This is a genomic window from Pseudomonas sp. HR96, assembly GCF_034059295.1.
In the GTDB taxonomy this organism is placed as follows: Bacteria; Pseudomonadota; Gammaproteobacteria; order Pseudomonadales; family Pseudomonadaceae; genus Aquipseudomonas.
Genome location: NZ_CP139141.1, coordinates 2,885,049 through 2,899,659, shown reverse-complemented (window position 1 = coordinate 2,899,659; position 14,611 = coordinate 2,885,049). Strand labels below are relative to the sequence as shown.

Annotated in this window: 13 protein-coding genes; 1 reads left to right on the top strand and 12 read right to left on the bottom strand. The window is 66.0% G+C overall.

Annotated elements, in window-relative coordinates; translation table 11 throughout:
- Nucleotides 1–327 precede the first annotated feature (327 nt).
- Nucleotides 328–1,056 (bottom strand): hypothetical protein, encoded by a 729-nt coding sequence (locus SFA35_RS12975; protein WP_320570929.1) that lies wholly within the window; start codon nt 1,054–1,056, stop codon nt 328–330.
- Between the two features lie 321 nt (nt 1,057–1,377).
- Between SFA35_RS12975 and SFA35_RS12970 the strand changes: the two genes are divergently transcribed.
- Nucleotides 1,378–1,986 carry a dTMP kinase gene (locus SFA35_RS12970; protein ID WP_320570928.1) on the top strand — a complete coding sequence of 203 codons (609 nt, stop codon included), beginning with the start codon at nt 1,378–1,380 and terminating at the stop codon, nt 1,984–1,986.
- A 95-nt stretch (nt 1,987–2,081) separates the two neighbouring features.
- Here the strand turns inward: SFA35_RS12970 and SFA35_RS12965 are convergent, their stop codons facing one another.
- From SFA35_RS12965 to SFA35_RS12915, 11 genes are all read right to left on the bottom strand, one after another.
- On the bottom strand, nt 2,082–2,774 hold the full coding sequence (locus SFA35_RS12965; protein WP_320570927.1) for a TIGR02466 family protein: 693 nt from the start codon (nt 2,772–2,774) through the stop codon (nt 2,082–2,084).
- Nucleotides 2,775–2,904: 130 nt separating this feature from the next.
- A complete protein-coding gene (locus SFA35_RS12960) occupies nt 2,905–4,059 on the bottom strand; it encodes an iron-containing alcohol dehydrogenase (protein WP_320570926.1) in 1,155 nt (384 codons plus the stop codon).
- Nucleotides 4,060–4,088: 29 nt separating this feature from the next.
- The gene (locus tag SFA35_RS12955) at nt 4,089–4,691 is read right to left on the bottom strand and encodes an ANTAR domain-containing response regulator (RefSeq protein WP_320570924.1); all 603 of its coding nucleotides are present in this window, start codon (nt 4,689–4,691) and stop codon (nt 4,089–4,091) included.
- 16 nt (nt 4,692–4,707) lie between these two features.
- A complete protein-coding gene (locus SFA35_RS12950; RefSeq protein WP_320570923.1) occupies nt 4,708–5,832 on the bottom strand; it encodes a transporter substrate-binding domain-containing protein in 1,125 nt (374 codons plus the stop codon).
- Entirely contained in the window at nt 5,829–7,349 is a 1,521-nt protein-coding gene (locus tag SFA35_RS12945; RefSeq protein ID WP_320570922.1) for an amidase, read from the bottom strand. The genes SFA35_RS12950 and SFA35_RS12945 overlap by 4 nt, the downstream gene beginning before the upstream one ends.
- A gap of 12 nt (nt 7,350–7,361) precedes the next feature.
- A complete protein-coding gene (locus tag SFA35_RS12940) occupies nt 7,362–8,066 on the bottom strand; it encodes an ABC transporter ATP-binding protein (RefSeq protein ID WP_320570921.1) in 705 nt (234 codons plus the stop codon).
- Entirely contained in the window at nt 8,059–8,784 is a 726-nt protein-coding gene (locus tag SFA35_RS12935) for an ATP-binding cassette domain-containing protein (protein WP_320570920.1), read from the bottom strand. Before SFA35_RS12935 ends, SFA35_RS12940 begins: the two co-directional genes overlap by 8 nt.
- On the bottom strand, nt 8,781–9,812 hold the full coding sequence (locus SFA35_RS12930) for an ABC transporter permease subunit (RefSeq protein WP_320570919.1): 1,032 nt from the start codon (nt 9,810–9,812) through the stop codon (nt 8,781–8,783). The genes SFA35_RS12935 and SFA35_RS12930 overlap by 4 nt, the downstream gene beginning before the upstream one ends.
- Nucleotides 9,812–10,681, bottom strand: a complete 870-nt coding sequence (locus SFA35_RS12925; protein WP_320570918.1) for an ABC transporter permease subunit — start codon at nt 10,679–10,681, stop codon at nt 9,812–9,814. Before SFA35_RS12925 ends, SFA35_RS12930 begins: the two co-directional genes overlap by 1 nt.
- 10 nt (nt 10,682–10,691) lie before the next feature.
- Nucleotides 10,692–11,930, bottom strand: a complete 1,239-nt coding sequence (locus tag SFA35_RS12920) for an ABC transporter substrate-binding protein (RefSeq protein ID WP_320570917.1) — start codon at nt 11,928–11,930, stop codon at nt 10,692–10,694.
- 585 nt (nt 11,931–12,515) lie between these two features.
- Nucleotides 12,516–14,504, bottom strand: coding sequence for a methyl-accepting chemotaxis protein (locus SFA35_RS12915; protein WP_320570916.1), 1,989 nt, complete (start codon nt 14,502–14,504; stop codon nt 12,516–12,518).
- Between the last annotated feature and the right edge of the window lie 107 nt (nt 14,505–14,611).

Sequence of the window (14,611 nt, the reverse complement as noted above, 5' to 3'; positions counted from 1 at the left end):
CTCTGTTTTTTGTAGATGTTCGTTTTCGATAAGCCGACTTATTTCCCCACAGACTGGTTTTGGCCGGCCATGACTTTTTTCTGTACCCCGATAGTGGATCCCCATGTGAATCGCCACTACACCGCGGCCTGGGCAGCACTCGCACGTTTTCGTGCCAACTGCGCAAGCACGTGAACCGGACCGGGCCGGGCGTGCAGCAAATGAATCGCTAAACCTGGACTTTAACGGCTGTCATCTGCCGCGTCATAAACAATCTACTTTACTAAAGCCTCGGATCGCGTTCCACACCCGGTGCCGCCGCAGTAGCCAGCAGCGTAACTTTACGTTTTAGCTAGGTGCCGATTCATCTCGAAAATCGAACGTGCCAGGATTTCGGAGCAAATAATGCTCCAGATACCTATCGAGGGTATGCGTGGGATGTTCGAGCACGTATATATCATCGAAATTGCCGTTCCTGATATGAAGAGCCTTTCGTTCCTTGCTCATCGCATTTATGAATAATCCATCCCCCGCTTTTGTAATTAACCAACATTCTAAAATCGAAGAAGGATGAGCTTTTTTGAAAGCTTTAGCCGACTTGAAGCTGACCCCTAATTCTCTGCAGTACTGCTCTATAGATAGCCTGCCTGCATAACTGGTTGGAGTGTCTTTCCATGATATCGGCATCCTTGAGCCTTCCGTCACATAGAACGATTCAAAAGATCGATAGCTCTCTAACCATCCTTCAGGCAGCATATAATGGCTTTCATCAAAGCTTAGACCCTCTGTTGGAAGTCGCTTACTCTTAATCTTAAAAAATATGTTCCTATCAGCAGATACGGCAATCAAAAAAGGTAACCACGTAGAGGTTACATTCCGAAAAGCAAGGACAGGCTTTTCCCAATGATTTTCAATGACTGCTGTAGCTAATGGGAACTCCCCTGAAAATCCTGGGAACATACCTGCAAATCCGAGCCCCAACGAATCTTTGATTTCATCACGCAGCTCGGTGCAGACTTCATCTTTGACAGCTTCGCTTCGCGAAAAGATGAAGTCAAATTGATCCGGAGCTATCATGTTATTTTGACTCCATGTTCTGCAAGTGATAATTCTTGATACGGCCATCGACTTTTACAGATAAATCAACATTAGCTCGACAATACTAATATGATACTATCTCAAAAACATATCGATCTCGTCTAGGGCATCCGCAATTTGCCCTGAGCCAGGTCGTGCGCCGCGTCGCGCAGAGCCTGCTCAGCGACACCCAGACCGAGGCCTCGATCCGCCGCGTGGTCGACAATCTGCTTTCGTGACCCCCTTACGCCGCTGTACGATCGACACCCGGCGCCGCCAGGACTACCCAGCGTGCGGTCTCGCTGACTACCCGGACCCCTCATGCCTCACCCCCTGTTCATCTCCTTCGACGGCCCCAAAGGCACCGGCAAGACCACGCTGCTGGAAGCCGTGACCCAGGCGCTGCGTTGCCACGACCTCAAGGTCATCCGCCTCTGCGAGCGCAACAACGACCCCACCCGGGCCGAGACCATGGCCCTGGTCAATCGACTGGCCAGGCAGCCTGATCCCGAACTGGAATGGCAGGTGTGCCAGCGCCTGGCCGACAGCCGCGCCTGGATCTCCCGCCAGGTGCTGCCCGGACAGCCGGCGGGCAGCATCCTGCTGATCGACCGCTGGTACCCCTCCGATGCGGCGTTTCGCCGGCAAGTGCCGTTCGCCGAGGTGCTGCGGCTGAACCTTGAACGAGGGGTGCGGGTGCCGGACCTGCATGTAGGGGTGGTCACCGACCCGCAGCTCTCCTGGGCAAGAGCCGCGGCGCGCTCGCGGGGGCTGGGCAGTACGGTGATGCAGCGGTTCGAGGAGCATGTCGCCGCGACCCAGGCGTTCGAGCAGGCGCTGACGGAGCAGGGTTGGCTGGCGTGTCGTAATGAGGGCAGCGTCGAGGCCGCTACTCGGCATCTGGTGGCAGCGATTGGCGAGCTGCTGTGAGCAGGCCCGCGCCACTGGCGGGCGTGTATCCGTTTTGGCAAAAAAAACGGCGCGCGCCGGGGCCCGATCAGATCAGCGGTTGATCCGGCCCGCGCTCAGCCCGCCGAGGCATACACCCGGGGTGCAGCGAAGTTGAACGCCACCGAGATCCGTGGGCGCAGGCCGTCGAAGCGCCTTACAGCGTGCATCAGCCAGGACGGGAACAGGGTCAGGGTGCCGCTGCTGGGTTTGACCGAGGTGCGGTAGCCGGCAGTCAGGCAGCCGGCGATACGCATGCGCAGTTCAGGGTTGACCATGATCGGCAAGACCCCGCGCGGGTCGGAGAACTCCAGCTCGCCGCCCGCTTCCAGGCCGCTCTCGCCACCGTCATCGACCCAGTACACCCCCGACCAGAAGGCTCCGGGGTGGCTGTGCAGGGCGTTGGAGTGGCCGCTGCGGTTGATGTTGGCCCAGGCGCTGGATTGCCAGTCCAGCGTAGCCTCCACCAGGCCAAGGTCCGGGGTGCTGATGGCGGTCAGCTCGTTGACGAAGGACCGGGCGAAGGCCAGCAGGGTGGCGCCGGGTGCACCGGCCCAGGCAGCGAAGTCGTCCTGCGACTGCCAGCCGCCCTGGTTGCTGTGTTGGGTGCCAGGGTGCGACCCGGCGCGGGCGAGGATGATCTCGGCCAGGTGCGCATTGAGCTGCGCATGGCCCGGCAGCACCAGGCTGGCGATGGGCGTGGGGAAGATCTTGTCGATGTGGATCTGCTCGGGGTCGACGCGAGCGGCCGCAGGGGAGGCGTGGAGCATGGCGAGGGTCTCTGGGTAGAACCTTGACATTTATCCGCGCGTGTTGAAAAAGGTCAAACAGATCAGTGTATTGCCTTGGTTACAGGGTGGACACGAAGCGGCGTCGGACGTAGCCGGCGCCGCCCCGGGCTCAGAACGCGGCGGTGTAGATGCCCAGCGCATCCGCCTCGCTGACGTGGCGCGGGTTGTTCACCAGCAGGCGCTGCTGCTGCATGGCGCTGCTGGCCAACTGCGCCAGGCTGTCGCGGGTCACCCCGGCCTCGCTCAGGCTCAAGGGCAGGCCGGTGGCCACATGCAGGCGGCGCAGTTCTTCGATCAGTTGTTCGGCCATGTCGAGCCCCGGTTGCAGGCGATCGCCCAGCACCAGCGGGGCCAGTTCGGCGTACAGCGGGCGGGCGACCGACAGGTTGAAGCGCAGCACCTGCTGCAGGACCAGGGCATTGGACAGGCCATGGGGCAGGTGGAAGCTCACCCCCAGCGGGTAGGCCAGCGCATGCACCGCCGCCACCGGTGCGTTGGCGAAGGCCTGTCCGGCCAGGCAGGCACCGAGCAGCATGGCCTGGCGCGCGGGCAGGTCATCGGGTACCTGCACCACCCGCTCGAGGTTGGCCGCCAGCAGGCGCAGGGCCTCGCGGGCGAGCAGGTCGGAGAGGGGATTCTTGCGCAGCTTGCTGGTGTAGGCCTCGATGGCATGCACCATGGCATCGATACCGGTGGCTGCGGTGACGGCGGCCGGCAGGCCGAGGGTCAGCTGGGCGTCGAGGATGGCCAGGTCCGGCAGCAGCTGGCGCGAGACCACGCCGGATTTGCCGGTGGCAGTGGTGACGATGGAGATTGGCGTGACTTCCGAGCCGGTGCCGGCGGTGGTCGGCACCTGGATCAGTGGCAGCCGCGGGCCGGTCGCCTGGTCGACGCCATAGATGTCGGCCAGGCCCTGTTGCTGCCCCGGGTAGGCCAGGTAGGCGACCAGCTTGGCGGTGTCCATCGAGCTGCCGCCGCCAAAGCCGACGATCAGGTCGGCCTGCATGGCCCGGGCCTGCGCGGTGGCGGCCAGCACCACGGCTTCGGAAGGGTCGGCCAGCACCTCGCTGTACACCGCCACGTTGACGCCGGCGGCGGCAAAGCCGGGCAGCACGCCGTCGAGCAGGCCATGGCGCAGGATGCCGGCGTCGGTCACCAGCAAGACGTTGCGCGCGCCGCAACTGGCGCATTGTACTGCCAGGCCAGTGGCACTGCCGGCGGCGCAGATCAGGTGGGCAGTGCTGCTGAAGGTGAATCCGTGCATGGGTGACCTCGATTTAATTTTTTAGTCAGTCATTCAAGGGCTGCCGGCAGGCCGGCATCGATGATCTGCTGGGCGATGGCTTCCATGCTGGTGCGGCTGGCCATCGCCTCGCGTTGCAGGCGGCGGTGGGCGTCGTTTTCGCCGAGGCGATGGCGGGCCATGAGCAGGGTCTTGGCCATGGAGATCTTCGCCACGGCCGGCTGGCGACCTTGCAGCTTGCGCAGCTCGGCGAGCAGGTCGATGCGCGCGCGCCAGGCCGCCCTGGCCATCAACAGTTGGGTGAGCAGGCCGAAGGGCCGCAGCGGTCGTTCGATGACCGCGGCGGGCTGGGTTTCCAGCACCAGTTGCAGCATCGACGGGTTTTCGTAGCCGACCACGGCGATGATCGGCGGCGCCTGTTCGCTCAGCCCCTCGATCAACTGCTGGGTGTTGGCGCGCTGGCTCAGTTCGATGGCCAGCAGCACCACGTCCACCGCTTCGGGCAGGCGTACCGGCACCGGCCAGCGCTGTTCGACGATGCAGCCGATGCGCTGCAGCTGTTCGAGCACGATGTGCGCTTCGCTGTCCTGGGGATGGATCACCAGCACGCGCAGGCCCTTGAGTTCGCGCAGCAGCGAAGGGGCGTGGGTCATAGCGGCCTCCGGCGCGTCATGGCTGCACATCCAGCTGGTAATCGACCATGTAGGGGCTCGGCGGCACTGCGTGCGGACTCTCCAGCACCGTCTGGAAGCGGCGCTGGTGGTCCAGCCGGGCGACCCGTGGCCACAGCCAGGTGTGCTGGGTTTGCGTGTCGATGCGCACCTGGCCCTGGGGCGCAGCATAGCTGGCCCCGGCCAGGGCTTCGCGCAGGGCCTGCACCGAGTCATCGGCGGCCCGCCGCGCGGCCTCGGCGAACAGGTGCACCTGGAAATACGCCGCCTCGGCGCCGGCGGTGAGCGGCGCCTGTTCGCCGAAGCGCGCCTGGTAGCGCGCGACGAAGGCCTGGCTGGCCGGGGTCTGCAGGGTGGAGAACCAGGGCGCGGCGGCGACATGCCCCTCGGCTTCTTCGGCGGTCATGGCCAGCACGTCGACCTCGTTGGTGGCCAGGCTGACGATGGGCGTGACGGCCGGATCGAAACCCGCGCGGCGGTAGGCGCGGTACAACGGCGGGATGTCACTGCCGACGATGGTGGAATAGATGGCGTCCGGCGCGGTTGCCCGCACCCGCTGCATGACCCGCATGAAGTCCTCGCCAGTGGCGTGGAAGGGCAGGTAGATTTCATCGACCACCTCGCCGCCGGCCTGCTCGAACAGCTCGCGCATGATGCGGTTGGACTCGAACGGGTAGACGTAGGCACCGCCGACGAACAGTACCCGATTGCCGAAGTGCTCAAGCACATAGCGCGCCAGCTGCAGCGAGTTCTGGTTGGGCGCGGAGCCGGTGTAGAAGCAGTAGGGCGAGTACTCGAAGCCTTCGTACATGGTCGGGTAGAACAACAGCCGGCGGCGGCTCTCGACCACCGGCAGCACGGTCTTGCGCGTGCTCGACATGTGCGTGCCGAACAGCACCTGCACTTGATGCTCGTCGCACAGTTGCAGGGCGCTGTCGCGATAGTCGCCAGGTTCGGCACCGGGGTGGCCGTCGATGGCCAGCAACGGCCGTCCGCCGATGCCGCCACTGGCGTTGACCTCGGCGATGGCCAGGTGGGTGGCGTTGGCCTGGGTGGTTTCAGAGGCGGCCGTCAGGCTGTGCTCGGAAAACAGCAGGCCGACCTTGTAGGGCTGGGCAGTCATGAGGTGAGGCTTTCCCAATCGATGTGCTGTTCGAAACCATGGGCGGCCTGGTACAGCGTGGCCTCCTGGTAGTCGCCGGCGATCAGCATCAGGCCCACCGGCAACCCCTGCGACAGGCCGCACGGGATGGAGATCGCCGGGTGGCCGGTGACGTCGAACGGCGCTGTGTTGGCGTTCATCTCCAGGGCGCGGCTGACCCAGTCACTGGCGCTGGCATGGGCGCTCGGCAGCCGCGGCGCCTTCAACGGCACCGTCGGCATCAGCAGCAGGTCGTAGTGGGCCAGCTGCGCGTCGTAGGCCGCACGCAGTTGCCGCGCGGCATTCTGCGCCTTGGCATAGTGCTGCCCGGCAAAGCGCTGGTGGGCGAACTGCCCGGCCAGCAGGCAGGTCTTGAGGTCGTGGGGGAAGGCCGCCGCCTGGCGCTGCCACCCTTGTTGCGCGTGCATCAGGCTTTGCACATACAGCCCCTTCCAGTTGGAGCCGTAATTGTAGCCCTGCAACAGCTGCGTGGTGCCTTCCACGGCAATCGGCGTCCAGATCGCGTGCCCCAGGGCATGCAGCGGGATCGAGACCTCTTCGACCCGCGCGCCCAGCTCGGCGAACAGTGCCGCGGCGCGGCGCACCGCCAGGTCGACGTCCGGCTCGGAATTGACGTGGCCGAAGCCCTCGCTGACCACGCCGATGCGCAGCCCCGCCAGGCCTTTGCCCAGCGCCTCGGTGTAGCGCTGCACCGGCACCTGGCGGTCCTGGCGCGGGTCCAGGCCGTCGCTGCCGGCGAGCGCCTCCAGCAGCAGGGCGTTGTCGGCGACGTTGGCGCTCATGACCCCGGCGTGGTCCAGGGTCATTTCGATGGGCATGATGCCGGTGTAGGGGATCAGGCCGTGGGTCGGCTTCATTCCGTAGATGCCCGAGTAGGCCGCCGGGATGCGCACCGAGCCGCCCTGGTCGGTACCGATGGCCAGGTCCACCTCGCCGGCGGCGATCAGCGCGGCGCAACCGGACGACGAGCCGCCGGTGGAGTGCCCGGGGTTGCGCGGGTTGTGCACCGCGCCGGTGGCATTGGTGTGGCTGCTGCCCGAGACGCAGAAGAACTCGCAGTGGGCCTTGCCGAGAATCTGCCCACCGGCGTCGAGCACCCGGGTGGCCACGGTGGCGTCGAGGTCGGGCACGTAGCCGCGCAGGGTCGAGGCGCCGTTCATCATCGGCACGCCGGCCAGGCAGATGTTGTCCTTGAGGGCCACCCGCTTGCCGGCCAGCGGGCCGCTGACCGCGCCGTGCAGGTCGGTGCGCACGTACCAGGCGTTGTAGGGGTTCTGCGCGGGCTCGGGCAGGGTGCCCGGGCCGCGCGGGTAGGCTGGGGGGGCGGGTGTGGTGTCCAGTTGTTCGAGGCGGTCGTAGTCCTGCCAGACCGCTTCGAGGATCTGGGCGTATTCGGCCAGCAGCGGCGCCGGCACTTGCAGGCCCAGCTGTTCGCCGGTGGCGGCCAGCTCGGCAAGGGTGGGACGGGGAATGGACATGGCGGCAGTTCCTCAGGAATGAAAGCCCATGAAGCGCTCCGCGAGGGCTTCGGCGCTGGTTTGGGTAGGGTCGACTTCATCGACCAGTTGGCCGTTTTCGATGATCAGGATGCGGTCGGCCAGGGCGGTGAGAAAGTCGATGTCCTGCTCCACCAGGATGATGCCCAGGCCCTGTTCGCGGCGCAGGCGCTGCAGGGTCTCGATGATTTCGTCGCAGATCGACGGCTGGATGCCCTCGGTGGGCTCGTCCAACAGCATCAGCCGCGGCTCGCCGCACAGGCAGCGGGCCAGGGCCAGCAGCTGCTGCTCACCCCCCGACAGCGCGCCGCCGGGTTGGTCGAGCAGGCGTTGCAGGCGCGGGAAGTCGGCGAGCACGCGCGCGATGGTGGCCGGGGCCTTGGCAAAGTCCTTGACGCAGCCCATGCGCAGGTTTTCCCGCACCGTGAGGAACGGGAAGATCTGCCGGCCCTGAGGCACATAGCCGATCCCGGCACGGGCGCGCTGGTGAGCGGCGGCGCGGCTCAGGTCGTGCCCGGCGAAACGCAGGCTGCCGGACAGCGCCGGCAACTCGCCGATCAGCGCGCGCAGCAAGGTGGTCTTGCCCATGCCATTGCGCCCGAGCACGCCGATGCAGGCGTCGGCCGCGCTGCTCAGGGCGATGTCGCGCAGCACCGGGACCCGGCCATAGCCGGCACACAAGCCATTGACTTCAAGCATGGCGAATCTCCTGTTTGCCCAGGTAGGCCTCGCGTACGCGGGCATCCTGGGTGACATCGGCAAAGCTGCCCTGGGCCAGAATCGCGCCCTGGTTGAACACCGTGACGGTGCCGGCGATCAGGCGGATGAATTCCATGTCGTGCTCCACCACGACCACGGTGCTGTGGGCGTTGATCTCCTTGATCAGCGCGGCGGTCTTGCGCACCTCCTGGTAGGTCATGCCGGCGGCCGGTTCATCGAGCAGCACCAGGGTCGGCCGCGAGGCGAGGATCATGCCCAGCTCGACCCATTGCCGCTGGCCGTGGGCGAGGTCACCGACCAGACGCTGGCGCTGCTCGGTCAGGCCGATGCGCTCCAGGGTCTGCTCGGCGGTCTGCCGGGCCTGGGCGGCAGGCTGCAGGCGGCTGGCGGCCAGGCGCAGGTTTTCCAGCACGTCGAGGCCGTCGAACACGCTGGGGGTCTGGGTCTTGATGCCGATGCCCAGGCGGGCGATACGGTGCGGTGCCAGGCCGCTGGTGAGCTGGCCCTGGAAGTGGCAGGTGCCGTGGCTGGGCTTGAGTTGGCCACTGAGCAGCTTGAAGAAGGTGCTCTTGCCGGCGCCGTTGGGGCCGATCAGGCAGCGTAGTTCGCCGGGTTGCAGGGTGAAGTCCACGGCCTTGACCGCGTGCACGCCGCCAAAGCTGACGCCCAGGCCCCGGGTTTGCAGAAGGGCGGTCATGCGCTGCGCTCCTGTGCAGGGGTGGCGGGCACCGGCGCTGCGCGGCGACGGCTCAGCCGCGCCAGCAACGAACCGAGGCTGGGCAGCAGGCCCCGGGGCAGCAGCATGACGAAGGTCAGCAGGATCAGCCCCAGTACCAGGCCGCTGTCCACGGTCGGTTGCTGGCCCAGCCGCGCCATCAGCGCTTGCAGGCCGATACAGGCCAGGATCGGCCCGAACAGGGTGCCGCGACCGCCGACGATGACCCAGATGATGATCTGCGCCGACTGCGCCAGGCCGAACACGCCGGGGCTGACGAAGGCCCCCCAGTTGGCGAACAGGCAGCCGGCCAGGCCGGCGATGCCGCCGCCCAGGCTGAACACGATCAACTTGTGCAGGCGCGTGTCGTAGCCCAGCAGGCCGGCGCGCTGTTCGTTCTCGCGAATCGCCACCACGACTTTGCCGAAGCGGCTGGCCAGCAGCCCGCGCAGGCCCAGGTAGCAGAGAATCAACGCGCCGCCGATCACCTGGAACAGCGTTTCCGGCTCCAGCACCCGGTCCGGGTTGAAGGGCAGGTTGAGGGTCGGTATCGCCGGAATCCCGTTGAAGCCGCCGAGCAGGGCACTGCCGATGTGGTATTCGCTGCCCGAGGTGGAGTTCATCACGTTGAACAGAATCAGCGTCACCGCCAGGGTGATGACCCCCAGGTAGACGTCGCTGATGCCGCCGTAGAACATGAAGTAGCCCATGGCGGCGGCGAACAGCGCCGGCACCAGGATGGCCAGCAACACCGGCCAGGTGCTGTCGCCCAGGTCGATCACGCCGACGGCATAGGCGTAGGCGCCGAGGCCGAAGAAGGCCGCCTGGCCGAAGCACAGGATGCCGCCAAAGCCCCAGATGAACGCCAGGCTCAGGGCCAGCAGCGCCATCACCAGGTACACCGTCAGCGACAGCAGGCTGAACAGGTCGAGCCAGTGCGGCAGCACGCCCACCAGCAGGGCCGCCAGGCCGCAGCCCAGCAGCGGTAGCAGATCACGCCATGCAGGCATCAGAACGCCCTCCGAAAGAACCGCCCGGTGATGCCCTGGGGCAACACCCGAATCAACACGATGGCCGCCAGCAGCAGCGCCACTTCACCGAACACCGGCGTACTGAAGAAAGTCACCACCTGGCTGATCACGCCAAAGGCTGTGGCTGCACTCAACGTGCCGACAATGACCGCACTGCCGCCGCCGATCACGGTGATGAAGGCCTTGGCGATGTAGGCCGCGCCCAGGGTCGGGATGACCCCGGTCAACGGTGCCAGCACCGCGCCCCCCAGCCCGGCCAGCGCAGCGCCCAGGCCAAAGGTGAGGCTGTAGATGCGTCCGGGGTGGGCGCCGAGCGCCGCGGCCATTTTCGCGTTCTGCATGGTCGCGCGAGCGCACAGGCCGAACTCGGTGTAACGCAGCAGCGCCCACATGCCCAGCAGCACCGTCAGCGCCACGGCGATCACGAACAGGCCGTAGCCGCTGGTCTGGTAGGCGCCCAGGGCAATGCCCGGCAACGGCGAGCTGATGCCCACCGTGGTGTTGCCGAACAGCATGGTGGCGGTGCCGGTCAGCGCCAGGCTCAGGCCCCAGGTGGCGAGCATGGTGTCGATCATGCGCCCGTACAGGTGGCGCACCAGCAGACGCTCCACCAGCATGCCGAACAGCCCGACGGTGAGCGGCGCCAGGACCAGGATGGAGATCCAGATCGGCACATGCAGGTTGTGGGTGGCGAGCACCGCCACATAACCGCCGAGCATCATGAACTCGCCGTGCGCCAGGTTGATGATCTTCATCATGCCGAACACCACGGCCAGGCCGATGCTGAGCAGCACCAGGGTGGCGATGGCGCCGATGATCTGTAGCGAAAAGACTGCAGCCCAATCCATACCGGCCTCCTTACAGCGCGATGCTGTACTGCTTGGCGTCGCGTGGGTTCTTCACCAGGTCGCACACCGCGGCGGTGTCCGACGGCGCCTGCTGGGCGAAGCTTTGCACCACCTCCAGGCGATGGTCGCGCACCTCGGCGATGTGCACGTCGAGGATGCAGTGGTGGGTGGCCGGGTCGATGGTCACCTTGCCGCTGGGCAGGTCCAGGCTCACGCCTTTCTCCAGCGCCTGGATCACCGCCATGCGCTCCACGCTGCCGGCCTGGCGCACGCCCTCGGCCCACAGCAGCATGCCCTGGTAGGTGGCCATGGCCAGCTCGGTGATGTACGGGTAGTCGGCGCCGAAGCGCTTGTGGAAACGCTCGACGAACGCCAGGTTGAGCGGCGTCTGCAGCTCCTGCACGTAGTTCTGGCAGATGAGGATGCCGTTGCTTTCCTCGGGCGACAGCACGATGTGCTCGTTGCCGCCGGCGAAGGTGGTGGAGGCGATCGGCAGCTTGCCGGTCATGCCGGCGGCCTTCCATTGGCGGTAGAACGACATGTGCGCGCCGCCCACCAGCGCCGACCACACGAAGTCCGGCTTGGCTTCCTGGATCTTGGAGATGGTCGCGCCGAAGTTGGTCACGTCCAGCGGGAAGAACTCGATGCCGGCGCTCGAACCGCCGGCCTGCTCGACGAATTTCTTCACCCAGGCGGTGACGATCTGCCCGTAGTTGTAGTCGGCGGCGACGATGTAGACCTTCTTGCCCCATTTTTCGGTGACGTGGGCCACCAGCTTTTCCACGGTCTGCCCGGGGGTGACGCCGGTGGCGAAGAAGTTGCGGTCGCACACCCCGCCTTCATATTGGGTGTCGTAGAAGTACAGGGTCTTGTAGCGATCCAGCACCGGGCGCACCACCTCGCGCGACGACGAGGTGATGCCGGCGTGCACCACGGCGGCCTTGTCCTTGAGCGCCGCCTGCTGGGCGTACTGGGCGTATAGCTGCATGTTGGACTGGGTGTCGTACTTGATCAGGTTCAGCGGCCGGCCGAGCAGGCCGCCTGCGGCGTTGAGCTCCTCGACGGCGAAGGTCAGGGCGTCGACGATCGGCTTGCCATAGATGTCCAGGCCCCCGGAGCTGTCGTACAGCGACGCGATATTGATCGCGTCATCGGCGGCGAACGCCGAGAAACTCTTGAGGCTCAACGCCGACAGCGCAGCGGCAGAGAGCGCGGTCGAGCGCAGAAACGTACGACGATTGATAGCCATGCACAGAGCTCCTGAAGTCAGGCCGTCGCCCAGCCAGCACCCTGCGCGCCGACAGCCGCAAAGGCAGCCAGTGGCTGTGGGGGAGAAGAGGTTGGCGGGACGCGGCTGGATGAAAGGCGGGCAGGGAAGGTGGGCCCGATTTCAATGACCGACGACGCTGTCGGCTGGAAGAGTCATGATCGTTTCGCTTGTGACCGCCAGCCGCATCATTGAGGCCGCGTCGCCCTCGAACAGGCCGAGGAGGAAACGAAGGTCACCTGGGGAAGTGACCTGATTGTCGCAAGCAAGGTTTGGGCCAGGGTGGCCGGCGCCCGGGCTGCGGGGCTTTCGCCGGGTTGGCGGGCGGGTCAAAGCCCCGGTCTGGGAAGCTTTGACCCAAGGTGGGCACTGTTGTGGTGCAGGGTTACGAGGCGAAGACAATGAGTTTGCCGGTGCATGGATGCAAACCGCCCAGGCAAATCGGCCTGGCGGCCTCTCGGGGGCTTTGCCCCCTCCCACGATAGAAGCAGCCACCGAATTCAATGTAGGAGGGTGCAAAGCGCCCGAGCTTTGGGTGCTGAAACGGGCTTGGCATAAACCTGCCTTTCACTGCCCGCTAAGCGTACCCAGCCGCCGTGACAGCGCCTGCATGCCCTGGCTCAGCTCGCTGAGCGAGGCGGCATCACGGGCGCCTTCCTCGCTGGCGGCATGAATCCTCACTGCCAGTTCGTTGATTTCCTGGGTCACATGGCTCTGCTGCTGCGCGGCCACGGCAATCTGCTGGGTACGCTGCACGATGTCGTCGAAGCCAACCACCGTGCTGCCCAGGGACGTGGCCAGCAGGTCGGCCTTCTCCACCACGGTGCGGGTGCGCTCCTGGCCGGCGACCATGGTATTGACGGCCGTCACCGAGGCCTGGCGCAGCTCGGCGATCATCTCCTGGATCTGGTCGGCCGAGGCCTGGGTGCGCCCGGCGAGGGTGCGCACCTCGTCGGCCACCACCGCGAAGCCGCGCCCCTGCTCACCGGCGCGGGCCGCCTCGATGGCCGCGTTGAGGGCCAGCAGGTTGGTCTGCGAGGAGATCGACTTGATCACGTCCAGCACGCCGCTGACGCCCTCGATGTCCTGGCCAAGCGAGGTGATCGCGCTGGCCACGCTGCCGATGTCGCCACTCAGGGAAACGATCGCCTGGCTGTTCTGCTCGACGTGGGCCTGGCTCTGCCGCGCGGTGGCCAGCGACAGCTCGGCGGTGCTGGAGCAGTCGCCGGTGGTGTTGGCCACCTCATGGGCGCTGGAAGACATTTCAGTGACCGCCGTGGCCAGCAGGGTGTTGTCCTGACGCTGCGCTTCGGCACGGTCGGCCATTACCGTGGACAGCCGCGCCACGTCGTCGGCCTGCACCAGCAGCTGGCTGGACTCGGCGCGGATGGTGCGCAGCATCTGTTGCAGGCTGCCGGCGTAGCGGTTCACCGCGCCGCGCAGCAGGCCGATTTCGTCGGGCCGCAGCACCGCCAGCTCGGCGGCGCCCAGGCCACTGTCGCCCAGGCTGTCGATCTGCCGGGTGGTTTCGTCGATCTGCTTGAGCAGCGAGCGCCCGGCCAGCCAGGCCAGGCCGAACACCAGCAGCAGGATCGGCAGCAAGGTGGTGAGAATGTCCACGGTCAGGCGGCTGGCAATCGCCGTCATCTGCGCCTTGGGTGTGACCAGGCCGATCACCCAGCCGCTGGCCGGGATGCGCGTCAGGCTGACGTAGCCGGGCGAGCCCAGGCGCGGGTCGTTGACGATGGGGTAGGTGTGCGCCGCCTGATCTCCCGACTTGCGCCACTGCGCAACGCTGTCGAACCAGGGCAGGGCCTTGATCAGCCCGGCCTCGTCGGCCTGCGCTTTGTCGTTGCCAGCCGGGAAGTACAGGACCTTGCCCGAGGCGTCCAGGGCAAAGGCATAGCCGCCGGTGACATTGCCGTTGGCCTTGAGGAAATCCGCCAGGCCGGTCAGTGTCAGGTCGATGGTCGCCACCCCGGCAAAGCGCTGGTCGCGGCTGTAGGGCACGGTGCAGGTGGTCATGAGGATCTTGCTGACCGGGTCCTCATAGGCGTCCGACCAGCCGCAGTGGCCAGGCGTCGCGCGCTTGCCCTGGGCGTACCAGTCCGCTGCCTGGTAGGCGTCGGCCTGGGGCAGGTTGTACTCCTCGGAAAAGCCCAAGGCGCTCTGGCTGCGTGCCCAGTAGAAGCTGCGGCGCTCGACCCCCGGGGTAAAGGCGTTCGGCTCGGGCCACAACCCGCCACCGGCCACGGCCGTGTCACCTTGGGAATCGATGATGCGCGCCAGGCTGGCCTTGACCAGTTCCGGGTCGGTCGGCAAGGTCGCGCCCAGGTCGGCCATGGCTGCCACCCGCCCTTCGATTTCCGACAGCTTGATGGTCAGCTGCCGGGCAATCGCGCTGGCCGACTGCTGCGCCGCCTGGGTGTTGGACTCGATCAGCTTGGGCTCGCCGCTGATGACCATCACGGTATAGACGGAGGCGGCTGTGACCACCACGATGGACGCCATGGCCAGGCTGAACCGCGTCATGATTTTTACAGGCATCAGGCCCATGGGCTGTGTCCCCTTGAACGGATAGAGGTCGACGCCGAGGGGCGGCGAGGAGGGTATCGATGCTGTGTTATCGGCCGCCTGCGACGTAGCATTAATCGTTTCAGCCG

Excerpts from the sequence above, each read along its gene's own strand:
- SFA35_RS12975 (WP_320570929.1), bottom strand. The coding sequence starts at position 1,056 with ATGATAGCTCCGGATCAATTTGACTTCATCTTTTCGCGAAGCGAAGCT.
- SFA35_RS12970 (WP_320570928.1), top strand. The coding sequence starts at position 1,378 with ATGCCTCACCCCCTGTTCATCTCCTTCGACGGCCCCAAAGGCACCGGC.
- SFA35_RS12965 (WP_320570927.1), bottom strand. The coding sequence starts at position 2,774 with ATGCTCCACGCCTCCCCTGCGGCCGCTCGCGTCGACCCCGAGCAGATC.
- SFA35_RS12960 (WP_320570926.1), bottom strand. The coding sequence starts at position 4,059 with ATGCACGGATTCACCTTCAGCAGCACTGCCCACCTGATCTGCGCCGCC.
- SFA35_RS12955 (WP_320570924.1), bottom strand. The coding sequence starts at position 4,691 with ATGACCCACGCCCCTTCGCTGCTGCGCGAACTCAAGGGCCTGCGCGTG.
- SFA35_RS12950 (WP_320570923.1), bottom strand. The coding sequence starts at position 5,832 with ATGACTGCCCAGCCCTACAAGGTCGGCCTGCTGTTTTCCGAGCACAGC.
- SFA35_RS12945 (WP_320570922.1), bottom strand. The coding sequence starts at position 7,349 with ATGTCCATTCCCCGTCCCACCCTTGCCGAGCTGGCCGCCACCGGCGAA.
- SFA35_RS12940 (WP_320570921.1), bottom strand. The coding sequence starts at position 8,066 with ATGCTTGAAGTCAATGGCTTGTGTGCCGGCTATGGCCGGGTCCCGGTG.
- SFA35_RS12935 (WP_320570920.1), bottom strand. The coding sequence starts at position 8,784 with ATGACCGCCCTTCTGCAAACCCGGGGCCTGGGCGTCAGCTTTGGCGGC.
- SFA35_RS12930 (WP_320570919.1), bottom strand. The coding sequence starts at position 9,812 with ATGCCTGCATGGCGTGATCTGCTACCGCTGCTGGGCTGCGGCCTGGCG.
- SFA35_RS12925 (WP_320570918.1), bottom strand. The coding sequence starts at position 10,681 with ATGGATTGGGCTGCAGTCTTTTCGCTACAGATCATCGGCGCCATCGCC.
- SFA35_RS12920 (WP_320570917.1), bottom strand. The coding sequence starts at position 11,930 with ATGGCTATCAATCGTCGTACGTTTCTGCGCTCGACCGCGCTCTCTGCC.
- SFA35_RS12915 (WP_320570916.1), bottom strand. The coding sequence starts at position 14,504 with ATGGGCCTGATGCCTGTAAAAATCATGACGCGGTTCAGCCTGGCCATG.